Source organism: Brevundimonas sp. ALps5, from assembly GCF_058681645.1.
In genome coordinates, this window is the sequence record NZ_CM178744.1 from 2,162,604 (window position 1) to 2,183,822 (window position 21,219).

Sequence of the window (21,219 nt, forward strand, 5' to 3'; positions counted from 1 at the left end):
CCCGATCCGTTCCGGGGTGTCACGCCGGGACTGAGCGTGGAATCAGGTGTCGAAGGTCACGATCTGGCGCACGACCTGACCGGCGTGCAGGCGGTCGAAGCCCTCGTTGATCTGATCCAGAGGAATCCTGCCGCTCATCAGCCGGTCCACGGGCAGCCGGCCCTGACGGTAGAGGGCGACGTAGCGGGGGATGTCGCGGCTGGGCACGCAGGTGCCGATATAGGAGCCCTTCAGCGTCCGCTCCTCGCCGACCAGAGACACGACATTGACCGGCAGGGCGGCGTCGGGCGGGGGCAGGCCGGCGGTGACGGTGGTCCCGCCGCGTCGGGTCATGCGCCAGGCGGCGTCGAGGGCCCGGACCGATCCGGCCATTTCGAAGACGAAGTCGGCGCCACCGTTGGTGATCTTGCGCACCTGTTCGACGGCGTCCGGGTCGGCGGCGTTGACGGTCTGGACGGGACCGAGGCTGCGGGCGAGGGCCAGCTTGTCCTCCGAGAGGTCCACCGCGATGACGGGCGAGGCGCCCGAGGCGAGGGCGCCGAGGACGCTGGCCAGACCGACGCCGCCGAGGCCGACGACGACGGCGCTCTGGCCCGCGCGAACGCCTGCTGTGTTCACCACCGCTCCGACGCCGGTCAGGACCGCGCAGCCGAACAGGGCGGCCTCGTCCAGCGGCAGTTCGGGATCGACCTTGACCAGCGAGCGGCGCGACACGACCGCACGGTCGGCGAAGGCGGAGCAGCCGAGGTGGTGGTTGAGGGCCTCGTCGCCGTGATGGATGCGCTTGCCGCCAGACAGAAGCTCGCCCTTGCCGTTGGCGACCGCGCCAGGCTCGCACAGGGCGGGGCGGCCCTCGGCGCAGGGGTTGCAGTGGCCGCAGGACGGCATGAAGACCATCACCACATGGTCGCCGACGGCGAGGTCCGTGATCCCGTCACCGAGCGCCTCGACGACGCCCGCGGCCTCGTGACCCAGGGCCATGGGCAGGGGGCGGGGGCGGTCGCCATTGATGACGCTGAGGTCCGAATGGCACAGGCCCGCGGCCTTGATCGCCACCAGAACCTCGCCGGGGCCGGGCGGGTCCAGGGTGACCGTCTCCACCGCCAGAGGACGACTGTCGGCATAGGGACGGGCGGCGCCCATGGATCGCAGAACGGCGGCTCTCGTGGTCAGGGTCATTGGCGGCCTCGTGATCGATGACTTCTCGATAGGCGCTTGACGCAGCGTCGGCCAAGCCCGAGCGTCGTTCCGCGAGCAGCTCCGCCGGAAGGACATCCCCGGATTCGTTCCGAAGGCGGCAAGAAACCCCCGCGCTCATGCAGCCGACGACCGCGTCGGCGGCGTTAGCGCACAAAAAATGAGGACGAGGAACCGCCATGCCGATCCGGGACGAAGGCCCCCTGGCCGATCGCGCCACCTACAAGGCCTTCCACATGGTCTCGACCCGTTGGGCCGACAACGACCAGTACGGCCATATCAACAACGCCAAATTCTATGAGTTCGTGGACTCGGCGGTGAACGCCCACCTGATCATCGCCGATGCGCTTTCGGAATCGATCGGCCTGGTGGTCGACAGCGGCTGCCGATACACCTCGTCCCTGGCCTTCCCCGATGTGATCGAGGTCGGGATCAAGGTCGATCACGTCGGCACCTCAAGCGTGAAATACGGATTCGCCGTCTTCCGCCGTGGGGTCAGCGTCCCGGCCGCCATCGGCCATTTTGTTCATGTCTACGTCGACTCCGAGACGCGCCGGCCGAAGCCGCTGCCGGCAAAGCTGCGCGCTGTGGTCGAGAACCTGAAGGCCGACTGAGGCCGCTTCCGGCCCGGATTGCCGAAGGTTCACTTGCCTGAAGACGCTACGCCTGTAGCGTCTGTCTGACCCCGCGCCTCTGCGGGGGCGGAGGCGTTCGAATGCGGCATCTGATCCTGGGTCTGGCGGCTGCGGCCGTCTCTTCCGCCTTGGGAGCGCCTTCCGCGCTCGCGGCGCCCGAGACCTGGCTGCTGTCGGTCGATCGGTGGGGCAATGCGGAGCATGCAGCCCTGACGCTGGAAGCCTCGGGCCATGTCCTGACAGGTCGGCTGGACGACTGGACGATCAGCGGGCGCACGGACGGCGAGCGGCTGACCTTCACCGCCACGGACGGCGACGGCGACGTCCGCCGCTTCGAGGCGACGGTACGGAACGGCGTCCTGACCGGTACGGCCGACTATGAGGATACCTCCAACACCGGCGCACGGGTGCGCCACGCCGTCACGGGGCTGAGACTGGTCTTGCCCGATGGGCCGCCGACGCGCCGGACCTATGATCCGCAGACCTTCTCCAACACCTTCACGGCCGATCTCGCGCCGGCGATGGTGATCCAGCCGGGCGACGTTGTGGCGACGCGGACGATCGATTCCGGCGGGGTCGACGCACAGGGGCGGACCGTCGCCCTCTACGGCAACCCCCAGACCGGACCCTTCTTCGTCGCGGGCGCCGAGGCCGGCGATGTGCTGGCGATCCATATCCGCAAGCTGTCGCTGAACCGCGACTGGGCCGACAGCCTGGACGGCTTCTCCGGCCGGGCGCTGTCGCAAGGGCTGGCGAGGGTCCCGGATCTGGGCGCGCGGGTGCGCTGGCGGCTCGATCGGGCGGCGGGGACGGCGCGGCTGGACAATCCGCCGGAGGGGCTGAAGGACTATGTCGTGCCGGTGCGGCCCATGTTGGGCGGGCTGGGCGTGGCGCCCGACTTCGGCTTTCCGGCCCAGTCGGCGGGCGATACCGGACGGCACGGCGGCAATATGGACCTGAATGCGATCGGGGAGGGGGCGACGGTCTATCTGCCGGTGTTCCAGCCCGGCGCCATGCTGTTCCTCGGCGACGGCCATGCGCTTCAGGGCGACGGCGAGACGACCCAGTGGGCGCTGGAGACCTCGCTGGACGTCGAGTTCAGCGTCGAGATTCTGCCCTCACGCCCCCTGTCCGCGCCGCGCGTCGAGACGGCCGACCGGATCACCGTGCTGGGCCAGGCGCCGTCGCTGGACGAGGCCGTTCGCGCGGCGACCGGCGGCATGGTCCAGTGGCTGCAGCAGGACTACGGCCTGACGGTCTCGGAGGCCTCGATGATCCTCGGTACAGCGGCCGAATACCGCGTCGCGACCCTGGCCGGGCGCAATGCCGGGCTGAGTCTCAGTCTCGACAAGGGGCGGCTGGCGGGACTGAAGCGGGTTCAGTCCTCGTCGAGGTAGCGCGCCAGAAGCACGGCGCCGACCGTGGTGACGACGCCCAGGGCGAAGGCGGCGACGATGGAGCCGGTAGCCACGGCGGTCGAGACGGTGACAGGGCGCGCCTCGTACCATTCGACGATGTCGGCCTCGTCCAGATCGTCGTCTTCGTAACCGGCGGCTTCGGCGGCGTAATCGGGTCCGGTCATGGAGAACTCTTCTCTCTTGGTGCGCTAACGCTCGCAACGCGGTTGCTCGCTGCTTGAGCGCGGTTTTACCCCGGCGCAAGCCGTGGTGCGTTGGTGATGCCTAAATCCGTCGCCGACTTGGCGGTTCCGTCTTTCGCGTGCAACGGGCGCCTGTCGTGACAGTCGGTCGCGCATCGGCTAGAGGCGGCGGCTCCACCGCGTGGCGCTCAAGCAGAGCGGCCGCGTCGCGAACGATAGCGCCCACTACCAAGAGACCTTCTATGGCCGGCCATTCCAAGTTCAAGAACATCATGCACCGCAAGGGTCGCGCCGACGCGGTGCGCTCCAAGCTGTTCTCCAAGCTGTCGCGCGACATTACCGTGGCGGCCAAGAACGGCATGCCCGATCCGGCCCTGAACCCGCGCCTGCGTCTGGCGATCAATAACGCCAAGGCCGAGAGCCTGCCCAAGGACGTGATCGCCCGCGCGATCAACAAGGCCGCCGGCGGCGACGTCGATACGATGGAAGAGGTCCGCTACGAGGGCCGTGGCCCCGGCGGCGTCGGCATCATCGTCGAGGCCCTGACCGACAACCGCAACCGCGCGGCCTCCAACATCGGCGCGGCCTTCAAGAAGAACGGCGGCGCGCTGAGCGAGATGAACTCGGTCGCCTTCATGTGGGACAAGGTCGGCCAGATCATCTACAAGGCCGAGGCCGGCACTGAAGACGCCGTCATGGAGGCCGCCATCGAGGCCGGCGCCCAGGACGTCGAGAGCGATCTGGTCAAGCCCGACATCTATGAGGACGCGCCGGGCCACACCATCTGGACCGCCTTCGAGGACCTGAACGACGTCGCCGAGGCCATGTCCAAGGTGCTGGGCGACCCCAAGTCCACCGCCATCGTCTGGAAGCCCCAGTCGGAGGTGCCGGTCTCGGGCGAGCAGGTCGGGACCCTGCTGAAACTCCTCGACGCCCTGGACGCCGAGGACGACGTCTCCTCCGTCTATTCCAACGAGGACATCTCGGACGAAGACCTGGCGAAATACGCCGGGTGACGACGCCGGCGGGGTCGATGGGGCGGGTTGTCCCGTTTGCGAGCGGGTTGTCCCCAGACGCACGGAGTCGCCCGTATCGACTCGCCGGGAGCCGGAAGTTAACGTTTGGTTGAAGGGGCGCCGGGGGTCCGATTCGTTTGAAGGTCTTGTCAGGAGGCCGCCTCCCGAGGGTTGTCCACCAATCGGAGTGCAGACGATGCTGTCCAGGATCGACCGGGTTCTGTCGCGAAACGGCAAGGGCGAACGCGCCAACGCGGCCGGCCAGGCCGAAACCGTCGTCGGCCAGGACGCCGCGGGGGTCATCGGCGAACGGTTCGAGACCATTCAGGACAGCCTCGACCAACTTTCGGACATGGCCCAGAAGTTCGGGACCTTCGAGAGCCTGCTGGTCCAGCTGCGTGATCCACTGGAAGCCGAGTTCCGCTCGCGCCGCGACAACCACGTCGAACTGATCAATCTGCGCGTCGCCCACGGCGAGGCCGCCGAGCGTCTGGAAGCCGCCAGCGCCGAGGCCCGCAAGCTGGCGGCCGCCCTCGGCGAGGCCGAAGGTAAGGTCGAGGACCTGACCGCCCGCAACGGCGAACAGTCCGCCTCGCTTCAGGAAGCCCGTATCGAGACCGACCGCCTGCGCAGCGACCTGTCGCTGGCGACCTCGAAGGTCGATGCGCTGGAGATCGCCGAACGCGCCGCGACCCAGCGCATCCGCGAGCTGGAACAGGATCAGGATTCGCTGCGCAGCCAGTTGAAGCAGGCCGAGACGCAACGCACCGAATCCGAGAACGGCCGCGCCCAGACCCAGCGTGACCACGCCCTGGTGCTGGAAGAGAACACCGTCCTGCGCCGCCGCATGGAAGAGGTTTCGGCCGAGGTGGCGTCCCTGGCGCGCTCCTCCGCCGCCAGCGAAGGCCTGCTGGCCACCGAGCGCGCCCGCGCCGCTTCGGAGCAGAGCGAAACGGCCCGCAACATGCGGGTGCTGGAAAACCAGACCGAGACGGCCCGGGCGGAGATCGCCTCCCTGTCGGCGCGTCTGGACACGGCGACGGCGCGCGCCAACGGGCTGGAGGTCCTGAACACCGAACAGGCCTCACGCCTGAGCGAGCTGCAGGCCGGGTCGCACGGCGCCGAGCGCAAGGGCGAGCAGCTGCAGATCAGCCTGGACCGCGCCCTGGAGCGCATCCGCGGTCTGGAAAGTGAGGTCGAGGAAACCCGCCAGCGTCTGGCCGGGATGGAGGTCGCGCGTCTGGCGGCCGTCGACCGCGCCGAGACCCTGACCAAGGCCGCCTCGACCCACGACAAGGCGATCGCCCGCGCCGAGGACCGGATGCTGAAGATCCAGGCCAAGCTGGCGGCGGTGCAGGAAGATCACCACACCAAGGCCGAGGGCTGGCTGCAGCAGATCACGTCGCTGCGCGCCGATGTCGAGGGCGCCCGCGCCGAGGCCGCCATGTCGGCGGCGGCTCTGGATGCGGCGCGTCGCGAACGCGGCGGCCGTCCAGCCCCGACCGAAAGCCACGGCTCGGTTCAGTCGCTCGTCGGCTGAAGCCGGCCTTCGGGCGGCCCGCGACGGGTCAAGCGGAACCGTGATGTCGCGGCCGGGTTAAAGCCGGGCTCTGAAGCAGCGACTTGGCGCAAGGACACCGCCCATGGACATCACCCAGCTGATCCTCGACGACCACGCCGAGCAACGGCGGCTGTTCGCCATCCTGGAACAGATCGACCCGAAGGACGTCGACGCCCTGACGAAGGTCTGGGGCCGGCTGTCGGCGTTTCTGGATGTCCATGCCGAGGCCGAGGAACGGTTCTTCTATCCCGAGCTTCTGAAGCGCGGCGAAGGGGCCAATGACGCCGAGGACGGCACGGTCGAGGGCGAGACCGAGGACGCCATCGAGGATCACAACAAGCTGCGCGACGCGGTCAAGGCGGCCAACAAGCTGACGATCGGCACGGCCGAATGGATCGAGGCGGTCGGCAAGGCCAATATCGTCAACTCCAAGCATATGGGCGAGGAGGAGCGGCAGGGCCTGACCGACTTCCGCCGCAACGCCCCGATCACCAAACGCCACGAACTGGCCGTCCAGTTCGCCGCCTTCGAGGCCGACCACCTGATGGGGATCAAGCCCGTCAACAAGGACCCCGAGGCCTATGTCGAGAAGCACGGCTGAGCCGCGCCTCTCCTGCTCCTGCCCGGACTACTCCTGAACCGCGTAGAGCTTGATCAGCTCGAACAGAAAGTCCCGGCCCTCGTAGAGGGAGCGGACGCGCAGCCGCTCGTTCAGGCCGTGGACGCCGTTGCCGTCCGGATCGGTGAACATGCCGGTGACGCCGTAGGTCGGAATGCCTGCCGCATTGGTGAAACGGCCGTCGGTGGCGCCCGTCGACAGGGTCGGGACGACCGGAACGTCGGGCCACAGCTTCGCCGCCGCCGTCTTGATCGGATCGAGGATGGCGGGGGTCAGGGGCGGGGCCGGCGAGGTCGGGCTGGGCTCGCCGATGGTGTTGATGGTGATGGCCGGATTGGCGAGGGCCGAAGCGATCTCGGCTTGCGTCTCCGCGATCGAATGGCCGGGCAGGATGCGGCAGTTGACGTTGACCGTGACCTTCTGCGGCTGGGCGTTCGGGGCATGGCCGCCGTTGATCAGGGTCGGGATGCAGGTCGTGCGCATCATGGCGTTCCACACCGGATTGGCGGCGCCGAGCCGGGCGGCGGCGGCCGCGTCGGGCGTGTCATGGGCGGTCAAGGCGCGCAGGTCGGCGGCGCTGGCGGGCGTCGTCTCGGCGATGGCCGAGAAATAGGCGCGGGTGACCGGCGACAGCTCCAGCGGGAAGTCGTGCTGCACCAGACGGTCGAGCGCGGCGCCCATGGCTCCGATGGCGTTGTCCTTCCTGGGCCGGGCCGAGTGGCCGCCGGGGTTGGTCAGCTCCAGCGTATAGTCCTGATAGACCTTTTCCCCCGCCTGGACGTTCAGGGCGATGCGGTTGGCGTTGGCGTCCAGCTGACCGCCCGCGCCCTCGTTCAGGGCGAAGCCGGCCTGGAGCATCTCGGGGTGGTGCTCCAGCAGCCACTGGACGCCGTTCCAGTTGTCGTTGGTTTCCTCGCCGCAGGTCAGGGCCATCTTGATGGTGCGGCGGGGCTGGAAGCCCTGCTGTTTCAGCCGGATCAGGCTGTCGACCCAGACCGAGGCCTCGGCCTTGTCGTCCGAAGCGCCGCGCGCATAGAAGAAGCCGTTCTCCTCGACGAGGACGAAGGGATCGCGCTCCCAGTCGGCGCGACGCGCCTCGACCACATCGATATGGGCCAGCAGCAGCATGGCGGGCGCCGAGGCGTCCGTGCCGGGCAGCGCAGCGATCAGGGAGCCGAACTTGGGCTGGTCCTCGGGGATGACGACGCGGGCGTCGGCTTCGGAATAGCCGGCGGCGACCATGCGCGCGGCCATCCGCTGGGCAGCCAGGGTGCAGCTGCCTTCGGACAGGGTGGTGTTGGTCTCGACCAGCTCCTTGTAGAGGCCGCGGAACTCGACCTGGTCGGGGCGAAGGGCTGAGCCTTGGGGCGTGTCGGCCTTGGCGATGGTCACGGCGGAGACGACGATCAGCAGGGCGGCGAGGCCGAACAGGGTCAGGATGATCCGGCTGGTGCGCAGCTTCTTCATCTCCTCATAGGCGGCGTCGTCGAGCCAGAAGGTGTTAGGCGCGGCCTCGATCACCGCATTGCGCCGGACCAGACGCCGAAGGGCGCCGCGCTGGATCAGGCGGCCCTCGGCCAGAGCGACGGCCGTTTCGGGCGAGGTCGCATTGGCGTTGCGAAGCGTCTGAACGATGCGCTTCTCGGCCCGCACGGACGCTGCCGCCACTGCTCCGCCCATCCCTGCAGTCATGATCCCCGTCTCCCTGTTTCCCGGGGACAGTAGCGCGTCCGCAGGGGAGCGCCAGCACTGGTCCCGTCATCTGGTCATTGTCTGTCAACCAAGTTCGGGGCATGAACGGAACGAATGACGAACGCGATGATTCAGAACGGACCCGTCCGCATCCTCGGACTTGACCCCGGCCTGCGCCGGACGGGGTGGGGGGTGATCGTGTCCGAGGGCGCGCGGCTGCGCTGGATCGCCCATGGGGTCGTGGCGCCGGACGAGCGCGCGCCTTTCGCCGAACGGCTGTTGCACCTGCTCGAGGCTGTCGGCGAAATCTGCGTCGCCCACGCGTGCGAGGAGGCGGCGATCGAGGAGGTGTTCGTCAACGTCAATCCGTCCTCGACCCTGAAGCTGGGTCACGCCCGGGCGGCGGTCATGCTGGCCCCGGCGCGCTGCGGCCTGCCGGTCGCGGAATATTCGCCCAATCTGATCAAGAAGGCGGTGGTCGGCGCGGGCCATGCCGACAAGGGCCAGATCGCCTTCATGGTGAAACGGCTGATGCCGGCCTCCGGCGAGGTCAAGGCCGATGCGGCCGATGCGCTCGCCGTCGCCATCACCCATGCGCAGCTGAGGAAGCGCACCTTGCTGGAAAGCCTGCGAGGCGCGGCATGATCGGTAGACTTCGAGGCGTTCTGGCCGAGGTCGAGGAGGGCCACTGCCTGATCGACTGTGCGGGGGTGGGCTATGTGGTGGCGTGCGGCTCGCGGACGCTGGGTCGGCTGCCGGCGCCCGGCGACGAGGCGACCCTGCACGTCCACTCCCAGTGGAGCGAGGATGCCGGGCCGCGCCTTTACGGCTTCCTGACGCGGGATGAGCGGCGCGCCTTCACCACCATGCTGGCCATTCAGGGCGTGGGGCCCAAGGCGGCCCTGTCGGTGCTGGACGTCCTGCCGCCCGGCGAGCTGGCGAGTGCGGTGGCGCGCGAGGACAAGGCGGCGATCGGCCGGGCCAACGGGGTGGGGCCGAAGCTCGCTTTGCGCATTGTCACCGAGCTGAAGGGCAAGCCGCTGGGCGATGTCTCCTTCACCCCGACGGCGCCCGGTGTTCACGCCGAGGTCGCGCCGCCGACGCCCAGCATCGCCGGCGAGGCCGTCTCGGCCCTGCTGGGTCTGGGCATCGCCGAGGTCAACGCCCGCCGCGCCGTCGATCAGGCCCTGATCCGTCTGGGCGAGGACGCTGATCTGTCGGCGGTGATCCGGGCCGGACTACAGGAACTCGGCCGATGACCGACGATCGCATCATCTCGCCCCAGCCGGCGCCCGGCGAGGCCTATGACCGGGCGCTGAGGCCGCAGTCGCTGGCCGAGTTCGTCGGCCAGTCCCAGGCCAAGGGCAATCTGAAGGTCTTCATCGATGCGGCCCGCGCGCGCGGCGAGGCGCTCGATCACGTCCTGCTGTTCGGCCCGCCGGGTCTGGGCAAGACGACCCTGGCCCAGATCGTGTCGAAGGAGCTGGGCGTCGGTTTCCGCGCCACCTCGGGACCGATCCTGGCCAAGGCCGGGGATCTGGCCGCCATCCTGACCAATCTCGAACCGCGCGACGTCCTGTTCATCGACGAGATCCACCGGCTGGCCCCGCAGGTGGAGGAAATCCTCTATCCGGCGATGGAGGACCATGTGCTGGACCTGATCATCGGCGAGGGGCCGTCGGCGCGTTCGGTGCGGATCGACCTGGCGCCCTTTACGCTGGTCGGGGCGACGACGCGGGCCGGGCTGCTGGCGACGCCGCTGCGCGACCGGTTCGGCATTCCGCTGAGGCTGGAGTTCTACACCCCCGACGAACTGGTGCGGGTCATCACCGGGGCGGCGCGGAAGATGGGGGTCGCCATCGACGACGAGGGGGCGCGCGAGATCGGGTCTCGGTCGCGGGGCACGCCGCGCGTCGCCGGCCGCCTGCTGCGCCGGGTGCGCGACTTCGCCGAGGCGGAGGGGGCGAAGACGGTGACGAAACTGGTCGCGGCGCGGGCTCTGGCGCGGCTGGAAATCGACGAGGCGGGGCTGGATTCCAACGACCGCCGCTTCCTCAAGGCCCTGATCGAGAACTACGGCGGGGGGCCGGTCGGGATGGACACCCTGGCCGCCGCCATCGCCGAGGCGCGCGACGCCGTCGAAGACGTGATCGAACCCTATCTGCTGCAGCAGGGCTTCATCCAGCGCACCCCGCGTGGCCGCATGGCCTGCGCCCGCGCCTACAGCCACCTCGGCCTGACCGAACCGCCGAAGCCGCCGGTCGTCGGGCCGGGCGATCTGTTCGAGTGAAGATGAAGTGGCTTGAACGCGCTGGGACCGTCGGCGCGGTGGTCGCGCAGGCCGCTGTCACGGCCATCATCAGCCTGATCGCCATCCGGTTGGCGGGCGGCCCGGGTTCGGCTCTCATCGTTCAGGCGGGCGCGCTCGCCGTCGGCGCCCTGATCGCCATGGGGCTGGCCTTCAATTCGTGGCGGCCGGGTCCGAAGGGAGCGGCGGTGCTGATCGGCGTCTGTCTGGCCCTCCTGTTTGCGACCTTGGGGGACGCCGGTCCCGGCGTGCATCGCTGGATCGCGGCGGGACCGATCGTGTTGCAGCCCGCCTCCATCGTCTTGCCGTTCGTGGTCTGGGCCCTGACGGTCGCGCGGACCAACTGGTGGGCGGGCGCCCTGACCGGAGCGTTCGCGCTCGTGCTGGCGATCCAGCCGGATGCGGCGTCCGCGACAGCCCTCCTGCTGGCGCTGGTGGCGCTGGCCGTGGTGCGGGCCAGGGTGGCGGCGCCCGACGTAACCGCTCTTCTGATGGCTCTGGCGGCGGCGGTCTGGAGCTGGACCCGCGCCGATCCCTTGCCAGCGATCGCCCATGTTGAACGGGTCGTGCCCGAGGCCTTCGCCGCCAATCCGGCCGTCGGGATGGCCGCGGGCTCGCTGCTGATCCTCCTGTCACTGCCGTTCGTGGTGAGGGCCTTCGCGGGCGGAGAGCGCGCCGTGGCCGCCGGTCTGGCGGGCCTGTGGATCGGGTTGGTGGCCGGCAATCTGTTCGGCAACTATCCGGCGCCCGTGGTCGGCTACGGCGCCTCTCTCGTGGTCGGCTGGCTGGTCTCGCTGGGGCTGGTCCTGTCGCGGCCCCGACCCGCGCCCGCGCCGCAGTGGGCGATCCATCCGCGAGAGCGGTAGCGGACGCTTCCCCTCGGCGACGAACCCCTGCATTCTGGCGGGGTCGGAGGGGCGAATGGCGCGCAAGCTGTCGGTTCAGAAGGTGATCGGAGGTCTGGGCGTCGTCGTGATCGCGCTCGGCGCCCTGAGCATGTGGGCGATCTCGCAAGGCGCGCGGCCGGGCTTCGCCCAGGAGCCGGCGTCCGAACGGGTCCTGCGTCAGGCGCGCGAACAGCTGGGACCCAAGGCGGAAATCCGTCTGATCGAGGCGGGCGAGGGGCGGGTCGTCTGCGGCTATCTGGCGGCCGGTCACTCCGCGCCTGCGACCGGATTTGTGTCACGCCCCAACCGCCTGCTGCTGAGCAACGATCCGCTCAAGGGCGAGTTCGACCAGATGGTCGCCCAGGACTGCCCCGAGTTCCCCGCGCCGCCGCCGAACCCGATCCTTCGATGAACCCCGACGCCCCCACCGCCGGCCGCTTCGAGGGCCGGGATCACCTGCTGCCGGTCCGGGTCTATTATGAGGACACCGACTTCACCGGTCTGGTCTATCACGCCAACTATGTCCGCTATTTCGAGCGGGGGCGGTCTGACTTCATGCGGCTGACGGCCAAGGGCCACGCCGAGTTGCTGGACGACGCCGAACCCATGGCCTTCGTCGTCGCCGAGATGAATATCCGATATCTGAAGCCCGCGCGGATCGACGACGCCTTGGTGGTGCGCACCACCTATGACGCGGTGAAGGGGCCTCGGCTGATCATCTCCCAGAGTGTCGAGCGGGACGGGGAGGTGCTGTGCCGCGCCGAGGTGACGGCGGTCTGCATCCATCTGGACGGTCGCCCCCGGCGGCCGACGAAGGCCCTGATCGAGAGCGTCACGCCCTGGCTCAAGGGCTGAACCCGGCGCACTCCGTCGCGGATATATGGAAACTGTTCTCACGCACCGGTGAGGGGAGCGTTAGTGACCTTGTCACGTCTGGCCGCTAGAGCCGGACAAGCGCCACACTATGGTCACGCCGGCCCGCACGATAGGCCGGACGCCATTGCCTCCAAGGACCCGCTCGCCGATGACAGTTCCCGCCGCCGCCGAAGCCGGAATGCTGAACCCCGTCTCCCTCTTCCTGCACGCGGATATCGTGGTGCAGCTGATCATGGTCGGGCTGGCGGTCGCCTCGGTCTGGTCCTGGGCCGTGATCATCGACAAGGCCTTCCGCTTCACCGCCCTGAACAATCAGGCCGACACCTTCGAGAAGGCGCTGAGTTCGGGCCGGTCGCTGGAGGATGTCGCCGCTGAGGCCGGACCCCAGCCGAACCATGCCCTGCCGCGCATGCTGGTGACCGCCCTGTCCGACTGGCGCGAGACCCGGGCGCGCGGGGTGCTGACCGAGCAGCAGGGCAATCTGCTCATCAGCCGTATCGACCGCTCGCTGGATTCGATCATCGCCCGCGAGGGTCAGCGCGTCGAGAACGGCCTGGGCGTGCTGTCGGTGGTCGCCACCGCCTCGCCCTTCATCGGCCTGTTCGGGACCGTCTGGGGCATCATGAACGCCTTCGGCAGCATCCAGCACGCCGGCAACACCAATCTGGCCACCGTCGCCGGTCCGATCTCGGAAGCCCTGTTCGCCACGGCCATGGGTCTGGCCGCGGCCATCCCGGCCTATATCGGCTACAACAAATTCTCGATCGACGCGGGCAAGTTCGCGGGCCGTCTGGAAAGCTTCGCCGACGATCTGCAGGCCGCCGTGGCCCGCCGTCTGGGCGTGCCGAGCGCCCCGCCTCCCCCGCCTCCGCCGCCGTCTGAATTCTCCATCCGCCGGGCCGACTGACATGGCCATGGGCGGAGGGGCCGGACAGGGCCACGTAAGAGGACGCCGCCGCGCCAAGAAGCGGCCGCTGAGTGAGATCAACGTGACGCCCCTGGTGGACGTCATGCTGGTGCTGCTGATCATCTTCATGGTGTCGGCGCCCCTGCTGGCGCCCGTCGGCGTGCCGGTCGAACTGCCCAAGACCGAGGCCAGCGCCGCGCCGACCGACAAGACGCCGATCACGGTGTCGATCGACCGCAACGGCGCCATCTACATCGACAAGGACGAGACGCCCTACGAGCAGCTGTCCAGCCGTCTGGTCGACGCCGCGAACGGCGCCGACAAGTCGGAAAAGCCCATCTTCGTGCGCGCCGACGGCCGGGCTCCCTATCAGGCGGTGGCGCGGGTCATGGCGCGCCTGTCGGCCTCGGGCTTCACCAAGCTGAACCTGATCACCGACCCCGAGACGGTTCCCGCGGGCTGACGTGAGAAGGCCCAGCCCCGCCATTCTGGGATCGGTCGCGCTGCACGTCGGCGTGCTGGCGCTCGCCCTGATCAGTTGGCCGAAGAAGGAATTGCCGCCGGTTCCGAACTCGGTGCCGGTGTCGATCATGTCGTCCGAGGTCATCGACGCCGCGGCGCCCGACAATCCCTCCGAGGAACTGGTCACCGAAGACGGCGCCAGCGCCCCGACCGAGGCCGTGGAAGCGCCGCCGGCTCCGACGCCCGCCCCGACCCCGCCGCCGACGCCCGCGCCGCCGACGCCGCGCATCCCGCCCAAGATCACGCCGCCGGCTCCGACGCCGCGCCCGCAGCCGACCCGGCCGACGCCGCCGGTCACGCGCCCGACGCCGCCGCGCCCCAAGACCCAGCCGCCTGCCGCCACACCACGTCGCAACGAGCCCTCGCTGGATCTCAGCGCCCTGCAGCAGGGACCGCGCCGCCCGAACAACAATCCCGGCCGCCCCTCGACGGGGCAGCAGGGGACGGGCGCGGCGCCCCAGGCGTCGGGACCGCAGCTCAGCGCTCTGGCGCGTCAGATCACGCCGAACTGGAACGTGCGGGTCGTCTGCGACCTGCCCGGCGGCGACGAGATCGTGATCCGCGTTCGGGTCCGGCTCGATGCGACGGGCCGCATCCAGGGCACGCCGGTGGTCGAGGGCGCTCGTAATGATCCCGCGTGGCGGGCCGCCTCGGACAGCCTGCTGCAGGCCTTGCGGGCGACGTCGCCGTTCGACGTTCCGGCCGGCTTCACGCCCCAGGAAATTCCGTTCCGGTTCGAGACCGCGCGCCAATGCCGCAACCTCTGAGCTGCCAAATGGTTGAGAGCGCGGTTCAAGCTTCGCCAAACGGTCGCCCCATTCGCGGGCAAGCTGGCCGTGGGGGCGACGGTTGCGCTAGATCAGGCGGGCCGCAAGGTAAACGAGGGAGCCGTCAATGCGTCTGAAAACTCTTCTGGCCACGGTCGCCGCGGTGGCGATGACCGTCCCGATGCTGACGCAGGCCCAGGTTCCCGGCCAGGCGCCCACGGCCGCGCCGCAGCAGACGCAGGACGTCGTCGTCGACGAGGGGGTTCTGAAGCCCTTCCAGATCGCCATCGCCCCGTTCAGCGGTCCGAACGGCTCGGAGCTGTCCGGCGTCCTGACCGGCGACCTGACCCGCTCGGGCTATTTCGAGGCGATCAGCCCGCGCAGCTTCATCGAGACCGGGCTGACGCTGGCCAACGCGCCCAACTTCCCGCAGTGGACCCAGATCGGCGCCCAGGCGGTGCTCTATGGCTCGGTGACGCCGCGCCCGGACAACCGCAACGACTACGGCTTCCGCCTGTACGATCCCTATCGTCAGTGCCAGCTGGTTTCCTACCAGTTCACCGCCACGCCCGAGCAGTGGCGCCGGGTCGCGCACAAGATCGCCGACGTCGTCTATCAGCGCATGACCGGCGAGAGCGGCTTCTTCGACACCCGCATCATCTATGTCGCCGAAAGCGGCACCGAGCTGAACCGCCTGTCGCGCCTCGCGATCGTGGACCAGGACGGCTACAACCCCGTCTTCCTGACCGGTGGCGAGGAGATCATCCTGACGCCGCGCTTCTCGTCCAACCCGGACGAGATCACCTATATGGCGCTGGGCAAGGACTACAGCCGCATCTACCTCTACAACCTGTCGACCGGCCGCCGTGAAAGCCTCGGCGAGTTCGACGGTCAGGCCTTGGCGCCGCGCTATTCGCCCGACGGGTCCAAGGTCGCCTTCTCCATCATCCGGGGCGGCAATACCGACGTCTATGTGATGGATCTGCGCAGCCGCCAGCTGAGCCGCCTGACCTCGGACCCCGGCATCGACACCTCGCCGTCGTTCAGCCCGGATGCGCGCCAGATCGTGTTCAACTCCGACCGCTCGGGCACGCCGCGCCTCTACATCATGAACGCCGACGGGTCGGGCCAGCGGCCGATCTCGCGGGGCGGCGGCAGCTATACCGCCCCGTCCTGGAGTCCGCGCGGCGACCTGATCGCCTTCACCAAGTCCTCGGGCGGCCGGTTCTCGATCGGCGTCATGGGCACGGACGGCTCGGGCGAGCGCAGCCTGTCGTCCAGCTATTTCGAGGAAGGTCCGTCCTGGGCCCCGAACGGCCGCTACATCATGTTCTCGCGCCAGACCCGGGGCGGGAACACCAATCTGTGGATGGTCGACCTGTCGGGCCGGGTCATCGCCCAGTCGGGCTATCAGGGCCGAGGTTCCGACCCCGCCTGGTCGCCCCTGCTGGACGCCGCCCCTGCGAACCTCGGCCGCAGCCAGGGTCCGGACAGCTGCCCCTCGTGATTTCAGACACCTCCGTCAGGTGAAATCAGTTCACGGGCGGAGCCGAAGACCTCAACTGTGCGTTACCCGAACCGAAGCGCCACCATTTCGCCACCCGCCCCGCTAAAGGCAAAGCTTGAAGCGCCGATCCGGCGTCCGAGGGCAACACCAAGGAGACGTCCCGCGATGACGACCATGACCAATCTGATGAAGCTGACCGCCGTCGGCCTCGTGATGGCCTCGATGGCCGCCTGTACGCCCAAGCGCGCCGTCGAGACCGCTGTCCCGAACCAGCCTTCGGGTCCGAGCACCAACCCCGTCTATCCGGGCCAGGGTGGGACTGTCGGCGGCTCGAACATGAACGCCGCCCGCCCGGGTTCGGAGCAGGACTTCGTCGTCAACGTCGGCGACCGCGTCTATTTCGACCTGGATTCCTATCAGGTCAGTCCTGAAGCCTATCCGCGTCTCGACGCCCAGGCTCAGTGGCTGATCCGCTATCCGCAGATCATGGTCCGCATCGAAGGAAATGCCGACGAACGCGGCACCCGCGAGTACAATCTGGCCCTGGGCGCGCGCCGCGCGGAATCGGTGCGCAACTATCTGGTCCAGCGCGGCGTGCCGGCCGGCCGCATCGACACCATCAGCTTCGGCAAGGAGCGCCCGATCGCCCAAGGGTCGAGCGAGGAGTCCTGGGCCCGCAACCGCAACGGCCACACCGCGATCGTCTCCGGCGGGATGTAAGCCCGCGAGGACCTGACGACCTCGGGGGCGCTCGCGACGCGGGCGCCCCTTTTCGTTCCCGGCGACCTTCGACCTGGCCTTGCGAAGGCCCTCAAACGATGAAAAGCCTGAAGCCATGATCAAGCCCCTGCATCGCAATCTTCTGCTGGCCACCGTGGGCCTCTGTGTCGTCGGCGGCGGCATCGCCGTGTCCCAGACCCAGCCCCTGGCCCCGGTCGAGTGGGACAATCGCCGTCTCGACACCCTGGACCGCAACGTCCGCCGTCTCGAGCGCGCCGTGACCCAGAGGAACGCCGTCGGCCAGCCGGTTCTGGTCGAGCCCGACCCTGAGGTCGTGGCCCTGCAGGGGCAGGTCGGGGAGATGGATCGCCGGCTTCAGGATCTGGAATCCTCGCTGCAGCGGATCACCCGAGACGGCGAGCAGACGGCCTTCAAGTTGGACGAGGCCAGCCGCGACAATACCGCCCTGCGCAACCGGCTGAACGACGCCGACACCCGTATCAAGGCGCTGGAAGATCAGGCAAAGGCCGCTGCCGCAGCCGCCGCCCAGGCCGCCGCCGCCGAGGAGGCGACCAAATCGCCGACCGGAAGCGCCGCCGGGGATCTGACCGCCGCCCGGGCCCTGACCGATGCGGCCGCGCAAGCCCAGGCCTATGAGGTGCTGATCGCCAACTGGCCGTCGACTCCCCAGTCGGCCGAGGCCGGCTATCGTCTCGGCGATCTGCGTCGCGCGGGCGACGACATGAACGGGGCGGTTCAGGCCTATGCCGGCGCCCTGAACGGCTGGCCGACCACGCCCTGGGCCGGGGAGACGACGCTGAAGCTGGCGCGTGCGCTGGCGGCGACCAACCGCAATCCGCAGGCCTGTGCGGCCCTGGGCGAGTTCAACCGGCGCTACGCCGCGGCGGCCTCGGCGCAGTTGAAGACCATCGCCGGCCAGATCCGCACCCAGGCGCGCTGCACCTGATCGCCATGGCCGGGCCGGATGCCGGGCGCGATGTCGGTCTGACGGCGCGGATTCAGGCCCGGCTCGACGCCCGCCTGATGCGCGAGGCCGATCATCCCGTCGTACTGGGCCTGTCCGGCGGCGGGGATTCCCTCGCCCTGCTGGAGATCGTCGCCGACTGGGCGCGCGCCCATGGCCGGGGTCTGCTCGTCGTCACCGTCGATCACGGCCTGAACCCGGCCAGCCCCGACTGGGGCCGCTTCTGCGCCGAGGCCTGCGCGCGGCTGGGCGTCAACTGGCGCGAACGGCGTTGGGAGGGCGAAAAGCCCGCGAGCGGGCTGACGGCGGCGGCCCGGACGGCGCGGCATCGGTTGCTGGCGGAGGCGGCGCGTGAGGTGGGCGCCCGGGTCGTCCTTCTGGCCCACACCGCCGACGATATCGCCGAGGCCGACTGGATGCGGGCGCGTCCGGTCGAGGACGGGGGCTCGACGCTCGGCCTTCTGCGCGACTGGTCGCCGTCGCCCGTCTGGCCCGAGGGGCGCGACCTGATGCTGTTCCGGCCCATTCTGGGGGAGCGGCGAGAGGTTCTGCGGGCGTTCCTGAAGGGCAGGGGGCTGGACTGGATCGAGGATCCCGCCAACGCAGATCCCCGTTTTGGCCGCAGCCGGGCGCGGAGCGCGCTTTCCCTTCTCCCTGAGGGAGAAGGTGGCCCGGCGGAGCCGGGTCGGATGAGGAAATCCGGCAGTGAGGTTTTGTCTGGAGCCGCCGACAACGAAACCCTTCACCCTCCCCACGCCTTCAGCGCCGGGCCCCTCCCTCTCCCTCTGGGAGAGGGGTTTCAGGTCGGGAGAGCGGTCGGATCGTCGGTGCTCGCCGCCACCCTTCTGTCCGCGTCCGGAGGGTCCAGTCCGCCTCGCCGTGATCGCATCGGACGCCTGACCGAACGGCTCAGGACAGGCGAAGACTTCAGCGCGACCCTCGCCGGGGCCCGGGTCGAGGCGCGTGGCTCCGAGGTCGTCGTCGGGCGGGAGCCGGGGGAGTTTCGCCGCCGGACGCCGGATGATGCGCCGCTGACGCCGGGACAGGCCGCTGTCTGGGACGGGCGATACGAGATCGTGATCGCGGAACCGGGATGGACGGCCACCGCCGCCGCCGGACGACTGAACCGGCTCACCGACGCCGACCGGGCGATCATGGCGACGGCTCCGGCCTGGGCGCGCGCGGCCCTGCCCGTATTGATCCGGGACGATGGCGCTGGCCCGGTTCTGGCATGGCGAAAGGCCGAGGTACGGGCCCTGGCGCCGCGACGTCTGGCGCTTTTTCCGGGAGCGGCTATGCCGAATTCGGGGGGCGAAACGACGCAGGAGGCCGACCTCTTTCGAACGATCCATGGCGAAACGCCGCCCGCTGACCTATTTTCACACAAAGACCACCATTGCGGCCCAGGCTGAGGCCTTGCCGAAGGACCGAGAACAACAATGAACCTGCGTAACCTGGCGATCTGGGGCGTGATCCTGTTGGGTCTGGTGGCGATCTACGCCGCCATGAGCCAGAACGGCGGCCCCCTGGCCACCGCCAAGACCGGAGCGGCCGCCGCCCAGCGGCAAGAGGTCATCACCTATTCCAGGCTGGTGAGCGAGATCGAGGCCCGCAACGTCAAGGGTGTGGTCGTCAAGGGCGACCAGATCTCGGGCGAGCTGCGCAACGCCACTCGCTTCAGCGTCACCACCCCGCTGCAGAATGAGCAGCTGATCGAGGCCATCCGTCAGTCGGGCGCCCAGGTCGACGTCAAGACCACCCGCCAGTCGATCTGGATGAGCGCCCTTCTGGGTCTGCTGCCGATCCTGCTGCTGGTCGGCGTCTGGGTCTTCTTCATGCGCCAGATGCAGGGCGGGGCGCGCGGGGCCATGGGCTTCGGCAAGTCCAAGGCCAAGCTCCTGACCGAGCACAAGGGCCGCAAGACCTTCGACGACGTCGCCGGCGTGGACGAGGCCAAGGAAGAGCTGCAGGAGGTCGTCGACTTCCTGAAGGATCCGGGCAAGTTCCAGCGTCTGGGCGGCAAGATCCCCAAGGGCGCCCTGCTGGTGGGCCCTCCCGGTACGGGTAAGACCCTGCTGGCCCGCGCCGTTGCGGGCGAGGCGGGCGTGCCCTTCTTCTCCATCTCCGGCTCGGACTTCGTCGAGATGTTCGTCGGCGTCGGCGCCAGCCGTGTGCGCGACATGTTCGAACAAGCGAAGAAAAATGCTCCGTGCATCATCTTCATCGACGAGATCGATGCGGTCGGTCGTCACCGCGGCGCCGGTCTGGGCGGCGGCAATGACGAGCGCGAGCAGACCCTGAACCAGCTGCTGGTCGAGATGGACGGCTTCGAGGCCAATGAAGGCATCATCCTGATCGCCGCGACGAACCGTCCCGACGTTCTGGACCCGGCCCTGCTGCGTCCCGGCCGCTTCGACCGTCAGGTCGTGGTGCCCAACCCCGACGTGAACGGCCGCGAGAAGATCCTGCGCGTGCACATGAAGGACGTGCCCCTGGCCGCCGACGTCAACGTCAAGACCCTGGCGCGCGGCACCCCGGGCTTCTCGGGCGCCGATCTGGCCAATCTGGTCAACGAGGCCGCCCTGATGGCCGCCCGCAAGGATCGCCGGATGGTCACCCATCGCGACTTCGAGGACGCCAAGGACAAGGTCATGATGGGCGCCGAGCGCAAATCCATGGCCATGAACGAGGAAGAGAAGAAGCTGACCGCCTATCACGAGGGCGGGCACGCCATCGTGGCCATGAACGTCAAGATGGCCGACCCGGTGCACAAGGCGACCATCGTCCCTCGCGGTCAGGCCCTGGGCATGGTCATGCAGCTGCCGGAAGGCGACCGCTATTCGATGAAGTACCAGCAGATGGTTGATCGCATCGCCATCATGGCCGGCGGCCGCGTCGCCGAGGAGATCATCTTCGGCAAGGAGAACATCACCTCCGGCGCCTCGTCCGACATCACCCAGGCGACCAAGCTGGCCCGCCGCATGGTGACCCAGTGGGGCTTCTCCGACATCCTGGGCACCGTGGCCTATGGCGAGAACGAGCAGGAGGTCTTCCTCGGTCACTCGGTCGCGCGCAGCCAGAACATCAGTGAAGAGACCGCCCGGATCATCGATTCCGAGGTCAAGCGTCTGGTCACCGAAGGCTGGAACGAGGCCCGCCAGATTTTGACCGACAAGGCCGCCGATCTGGAGACCCTGGCCCAGGCCCTGCTCGAGTACGAGACCCTGTCGGGTCAGGAGATCAAGGACCTGCTGGAGAAGGGCGCCGCGCCGAATCGCGACGAGAACAACTTCCCCAACTCCGGCCCCTCGGTCTCCGTGCCGGTGACCCCCGTCGCCGACGGCGGCGTCACGGTCGACGTCCCGACCGTCCACTAGGCCTTCCAGAACCCGCCGCGGGCTTTCGCTCCGGCGGGTTCTT

General features: G+C 69.0%; 22 protein-coding genes. 19 read left to right on the top strand and 3 right to left on the bottom strand.

Going from position 1 to position 21,219, the window contains the following annotated elements; translation table 11 throughout:
• Window positions 1-42 precede the first annotated feature (42 nt).
• Window positions 43-1,179: a zinc-dependent alcohol dehydrogenase family protein gene (locus ACW172_RS10505; RefSeq protein WP_492031481.1), complete on the bottom strand. Its 1,137-nt coding sequence runs from the start codon at window positions 1,177-1,179 to the stop codon at window positions 43-45.
• 197 nt (window positions 1,180-1,376) lie between these two features.
• Here ACW172_RS10505 and ACW172_RS10510 point away from each other — a divergent pair, with 197 nt between their 5' ends.
• Both ACW172_RS10510 and ACW172_RS10515 read left to right on the top strand, forming a co-directional pair.
• Window positions 1,377-1,811: an acyl-CoA thioesterase gene (locus ACW172_RS10510; RefSeq protein WP_492031482.1), complete on the top strand. Its 435-nt coding sequence runs from the start codon at window positions 1,377-1,379 to the stop codon at window positions 1,809-1,811.
• 101 nt (window positions 1,812-1,912) lie between these two features.
• On the top strand, window positions 1,913-3,229 hold the full coding sequence (locus tag ACW172_RS10515; RefSeq protein WP_492031483.1) for an acetamidase/formamidase family protein: 1,317 nt from the start codon (window positions 1,913-1,915) through the stop codon (window positions 3,227-3,229).
• Here the strand turns inward: ACW172_RS10515 and ACW172_RS10520 are convergent.
• Window positions 3,211-3,414 carry a hypothetical protein gene (locus tag ACW172_RS10520; protein WP_492031484.1) on the bottom strand — a complete coding sequence of 68 codons (204 nt, stop codon included), beginning with the start codon at window positions 3,412-3,414 and terminating at the stop codon, window positions 3,211-3,213. The two genes, ACW172_RS10515 and ACW172_RS10520, sit on opposite strands and share 19 nt — an antisense overlap.
• A gap of 260 nt (window positions 3,415-3,674) precedes the next feature.
• Here ACW172_RS10520 and ACW172_RS10525 point away from each other — a divergent pair, with 260 nt between their 5' ends.
• From ACW172_RS10525 to ACW172_RS10535, 3 genes are all read left to right on the top strand, one after another.
• The gene (locus ACW172_RS10525) at window positions 3,675-4,448 is read left to right on the top strand and encodes a YebC/PmpR family DNA-binding transcriptional regulator (protein ID WP_492031485.1); all 774 of its coding nucleotides are present in this window, start codon (window positions 3,675-3,677) and stop codon (window positions 4,446-4,448) included.
• A gap of 196 nt (window positions 4,449-4,644) precedes the next feature.
• Window positions 4,645-5,988: a hypothetical protein gene (locus tag ACW172_RS10530; RefSeq protein WP_492031486.1), complete on the top strand. Its 1,344-nt coding sequence runs from the start codon at window positions 4,645-4,647 to the stop codon at window positions 5,986-5,988.
• Between the two features lie 103 nt (window positions 5,989-6,091).
• Entirely contained in the window at window positions 6,092-6,610 is a 519-nt protein-coding gene (locus tag ACW172_RS10535) for a hemerythrin domain-containing protein (RefSeq protein WP_492031487.1), read from the top strand.
• A 27-nt stretch (window positions 6,611-6,637) separates the two neighbouring features.
• Here the strand turns inward: ACW172_RS10535 and ACW172_RS10540 are convergent, their stop codons facing one another.
• Entirely contained in the window at window positions 6,638-8,320 is a 1,683-nt protein-coding gene (locus ACW172_RS10540; protein ID WP_492031488.1) for a M20/M25/M40 family metallo-hydrolase, read from the bottom strand.
• A 114-nt stretch (window positions 8,321-8,434) separates the two neighbouring features.
• Between ACW172_RS10540 and ruvC the strand changes: the two genes are divergently transcribed.
• The 14 genes from ruvC to ftsH all read left to right on the top strand — a co-directional run bounded on the left by ruvC (window position 8,435) and on the right by ftsH (window position 21,176).
• Complete coding sequence (gene ruvC / locus ACW172_RS10545; protein ID WP_492031489.1) at window positions 8,435-8,965, top strand: crossover junction endodeoxyribonuclease RuvC; 531 nt, start codon at window positions 8,435-8,437, stop codon at window positions 8,963-8,965.
• Window positions 8,962-9,579, top strand: coding sequence for a Holliday junction branch migration protein RuvA (ruvA, locus tag ACW172_RS10550; protein ID WP_492031490.1), 618 nt, complete (start codon window positions 8,962-8,964; stop codon window positions 9,577-9,579). Before ruvC ends, ruvA begins: the two co-directional genes overlap by 4 nt.
• Complete coding sequence (gene ruvB / locus ACW172_RS10555) at window positions 9,576-10,610, top strand: Holliday junction branch migration DNA helicase RuvB (protein ID WP_492031491.1); 1,035 nt, start codon at window positions 9,576-9,578, stop codon at window positions 10,608-10,610. Before ruvA ends, ruvB begins: the two co-directional genes overlap by 4 nt.
• Window positions 10,611-10,612: 2 nt before the next feature.
• Window positions 10,613-11,494, top strand: coding sequence for an FtsW/RodA/SpoVE family cell cycle protein (locus ACW172_RS10560; RefSeq protein ID WP_492031492.1), 882 nt, complete (start codon window positions 10,613-10,615; stop codon window positions 11,492-11,494).
• 55 nt (window positions 11,495-11,549) lie between these two features.
• Window positions 11,550-11,927 (top strand): hypothetical protein, encoded by a 378-nt coding sequence (locus ACW172_RS10565; RefSeq protein WP_492031493.1) that lies wholly within the window; start codon window positions 11,550-11,552, stop codon window positions 11,925-11,927.
• Window positions 11,924-12,370, top strand: coding sequence for a YbgC/FadM family acyl-CoA thioesterase (locus ACW172_RS10570; RefSeq protein ID WP_492031494.1), 447 nt, complete (start codon window positions 11,924-11,926; stop codon window positions 12,368-12,370). The genes ACW172_RS10565 and ACW172_RS10570 overlap by 4 nt, the downstream gene beginning before the upstream one ends.
• A 169-nt stretch (window positions 12,371-12,539) precedes the next feature.
• A complete protein-coding gene (tolQ, locus tag ACW172_RS10575) occupies window positions 12,540-13,298 on the top strand; it encodes a protein TolQ (RefSeq protein ID WP_492031495.1) in 759 nt (252 codons plus the stop codon).
• Window position 13,299: 1 nt separating this feature from the next.
• Window positions 13,300-13,761 (top strand): ExbD/TolR family protein, encoded by a 462-nt coding sequence (locus ACW172_RS10580; protein WP_492031496.1) that lies wholly within the window; start codon window positions 13,300-13,302, stop codon window positions 13,759-13,761.
• Window position 13,762: 1 nt separating this feature from the next.
• Window positions 13,763-14,587 (top strand): hypothetical protein, encoded by an 825-nt coding sequence (locus ACW172_RS10585; RefSeq protein ID WP_492031497.1) that lies wholly within the window; start codon window positions 13,763-13,765, stop codon window positions 14,585-14,587.
• A gap of 127 nt (window positions 14,588-14,714) precedes the next feature.
• A complete protein-coding gene (gene tolB, locus ACW172_RS10590; RefSeq protein WP_492031498.1) occupies window positions 14,715-16,094 on the top strand; it encodes a Tol-Pal system beta propeller repeat protein TolB in 1,380 nt (459 codons plus the stop codon).
• Between the two features lie 165 nt (window positions 16,095-16,259).
• Window positions 16,260-16,814, top strand: a complete 555-nt coding sequence (gene pal / locus ACW172_RS10595) for a peptidoglycan-associated lipoprotein Pal (RefSeq protein WP_492031499.1) — start codon at window positions 16,260-16,262, stop codon at window positions 16,812-16,814.
• Between the two features lie 115 nt (window positions 16,815-16,929).
• Entirely contained in the window at window positions 16,930-17,781 is an 852-nt protein-coding gene (locus tag ACW172_RS10600) for a tol-pal system protein (RefSeq protein ID WP_492031500.1), read from the top strand.
• Window positions 17,782-17,786: 5 nt separating this feature from the next.
• On the top strand, window positions 17,787-19,211 hold the full coding sequence (gene tilS, locus ACW172_RS10605; RefSeq protein ID WP_492031501.1) for a tRNA lysidine(34) synthetase TilS: 1,425 nt from the start codon (window positions 17,787-17,789) through the stop codon (window positions 19,209-19,211).
• 27 nt (window positions 19,212-19,238) lie between these two features.
• Window positions 19,239-21,176 carry an ATP-dependent zinc metalloprotease FtsH gene (gene ftsH, locus ACW172_RS10610; RefSeq protein ID WP_492031502.1) on the top strand — a complete coding sequence of 646 codons (1,938 nt, stop codon included), beginning with the start codon at window positions 19,239-19,241 and terminating at the stop codon, window positions 21,174-21,176.
• The last annotated feature ends 43 nt before the right edge of the window (window positions 21,177-21,219 follow it).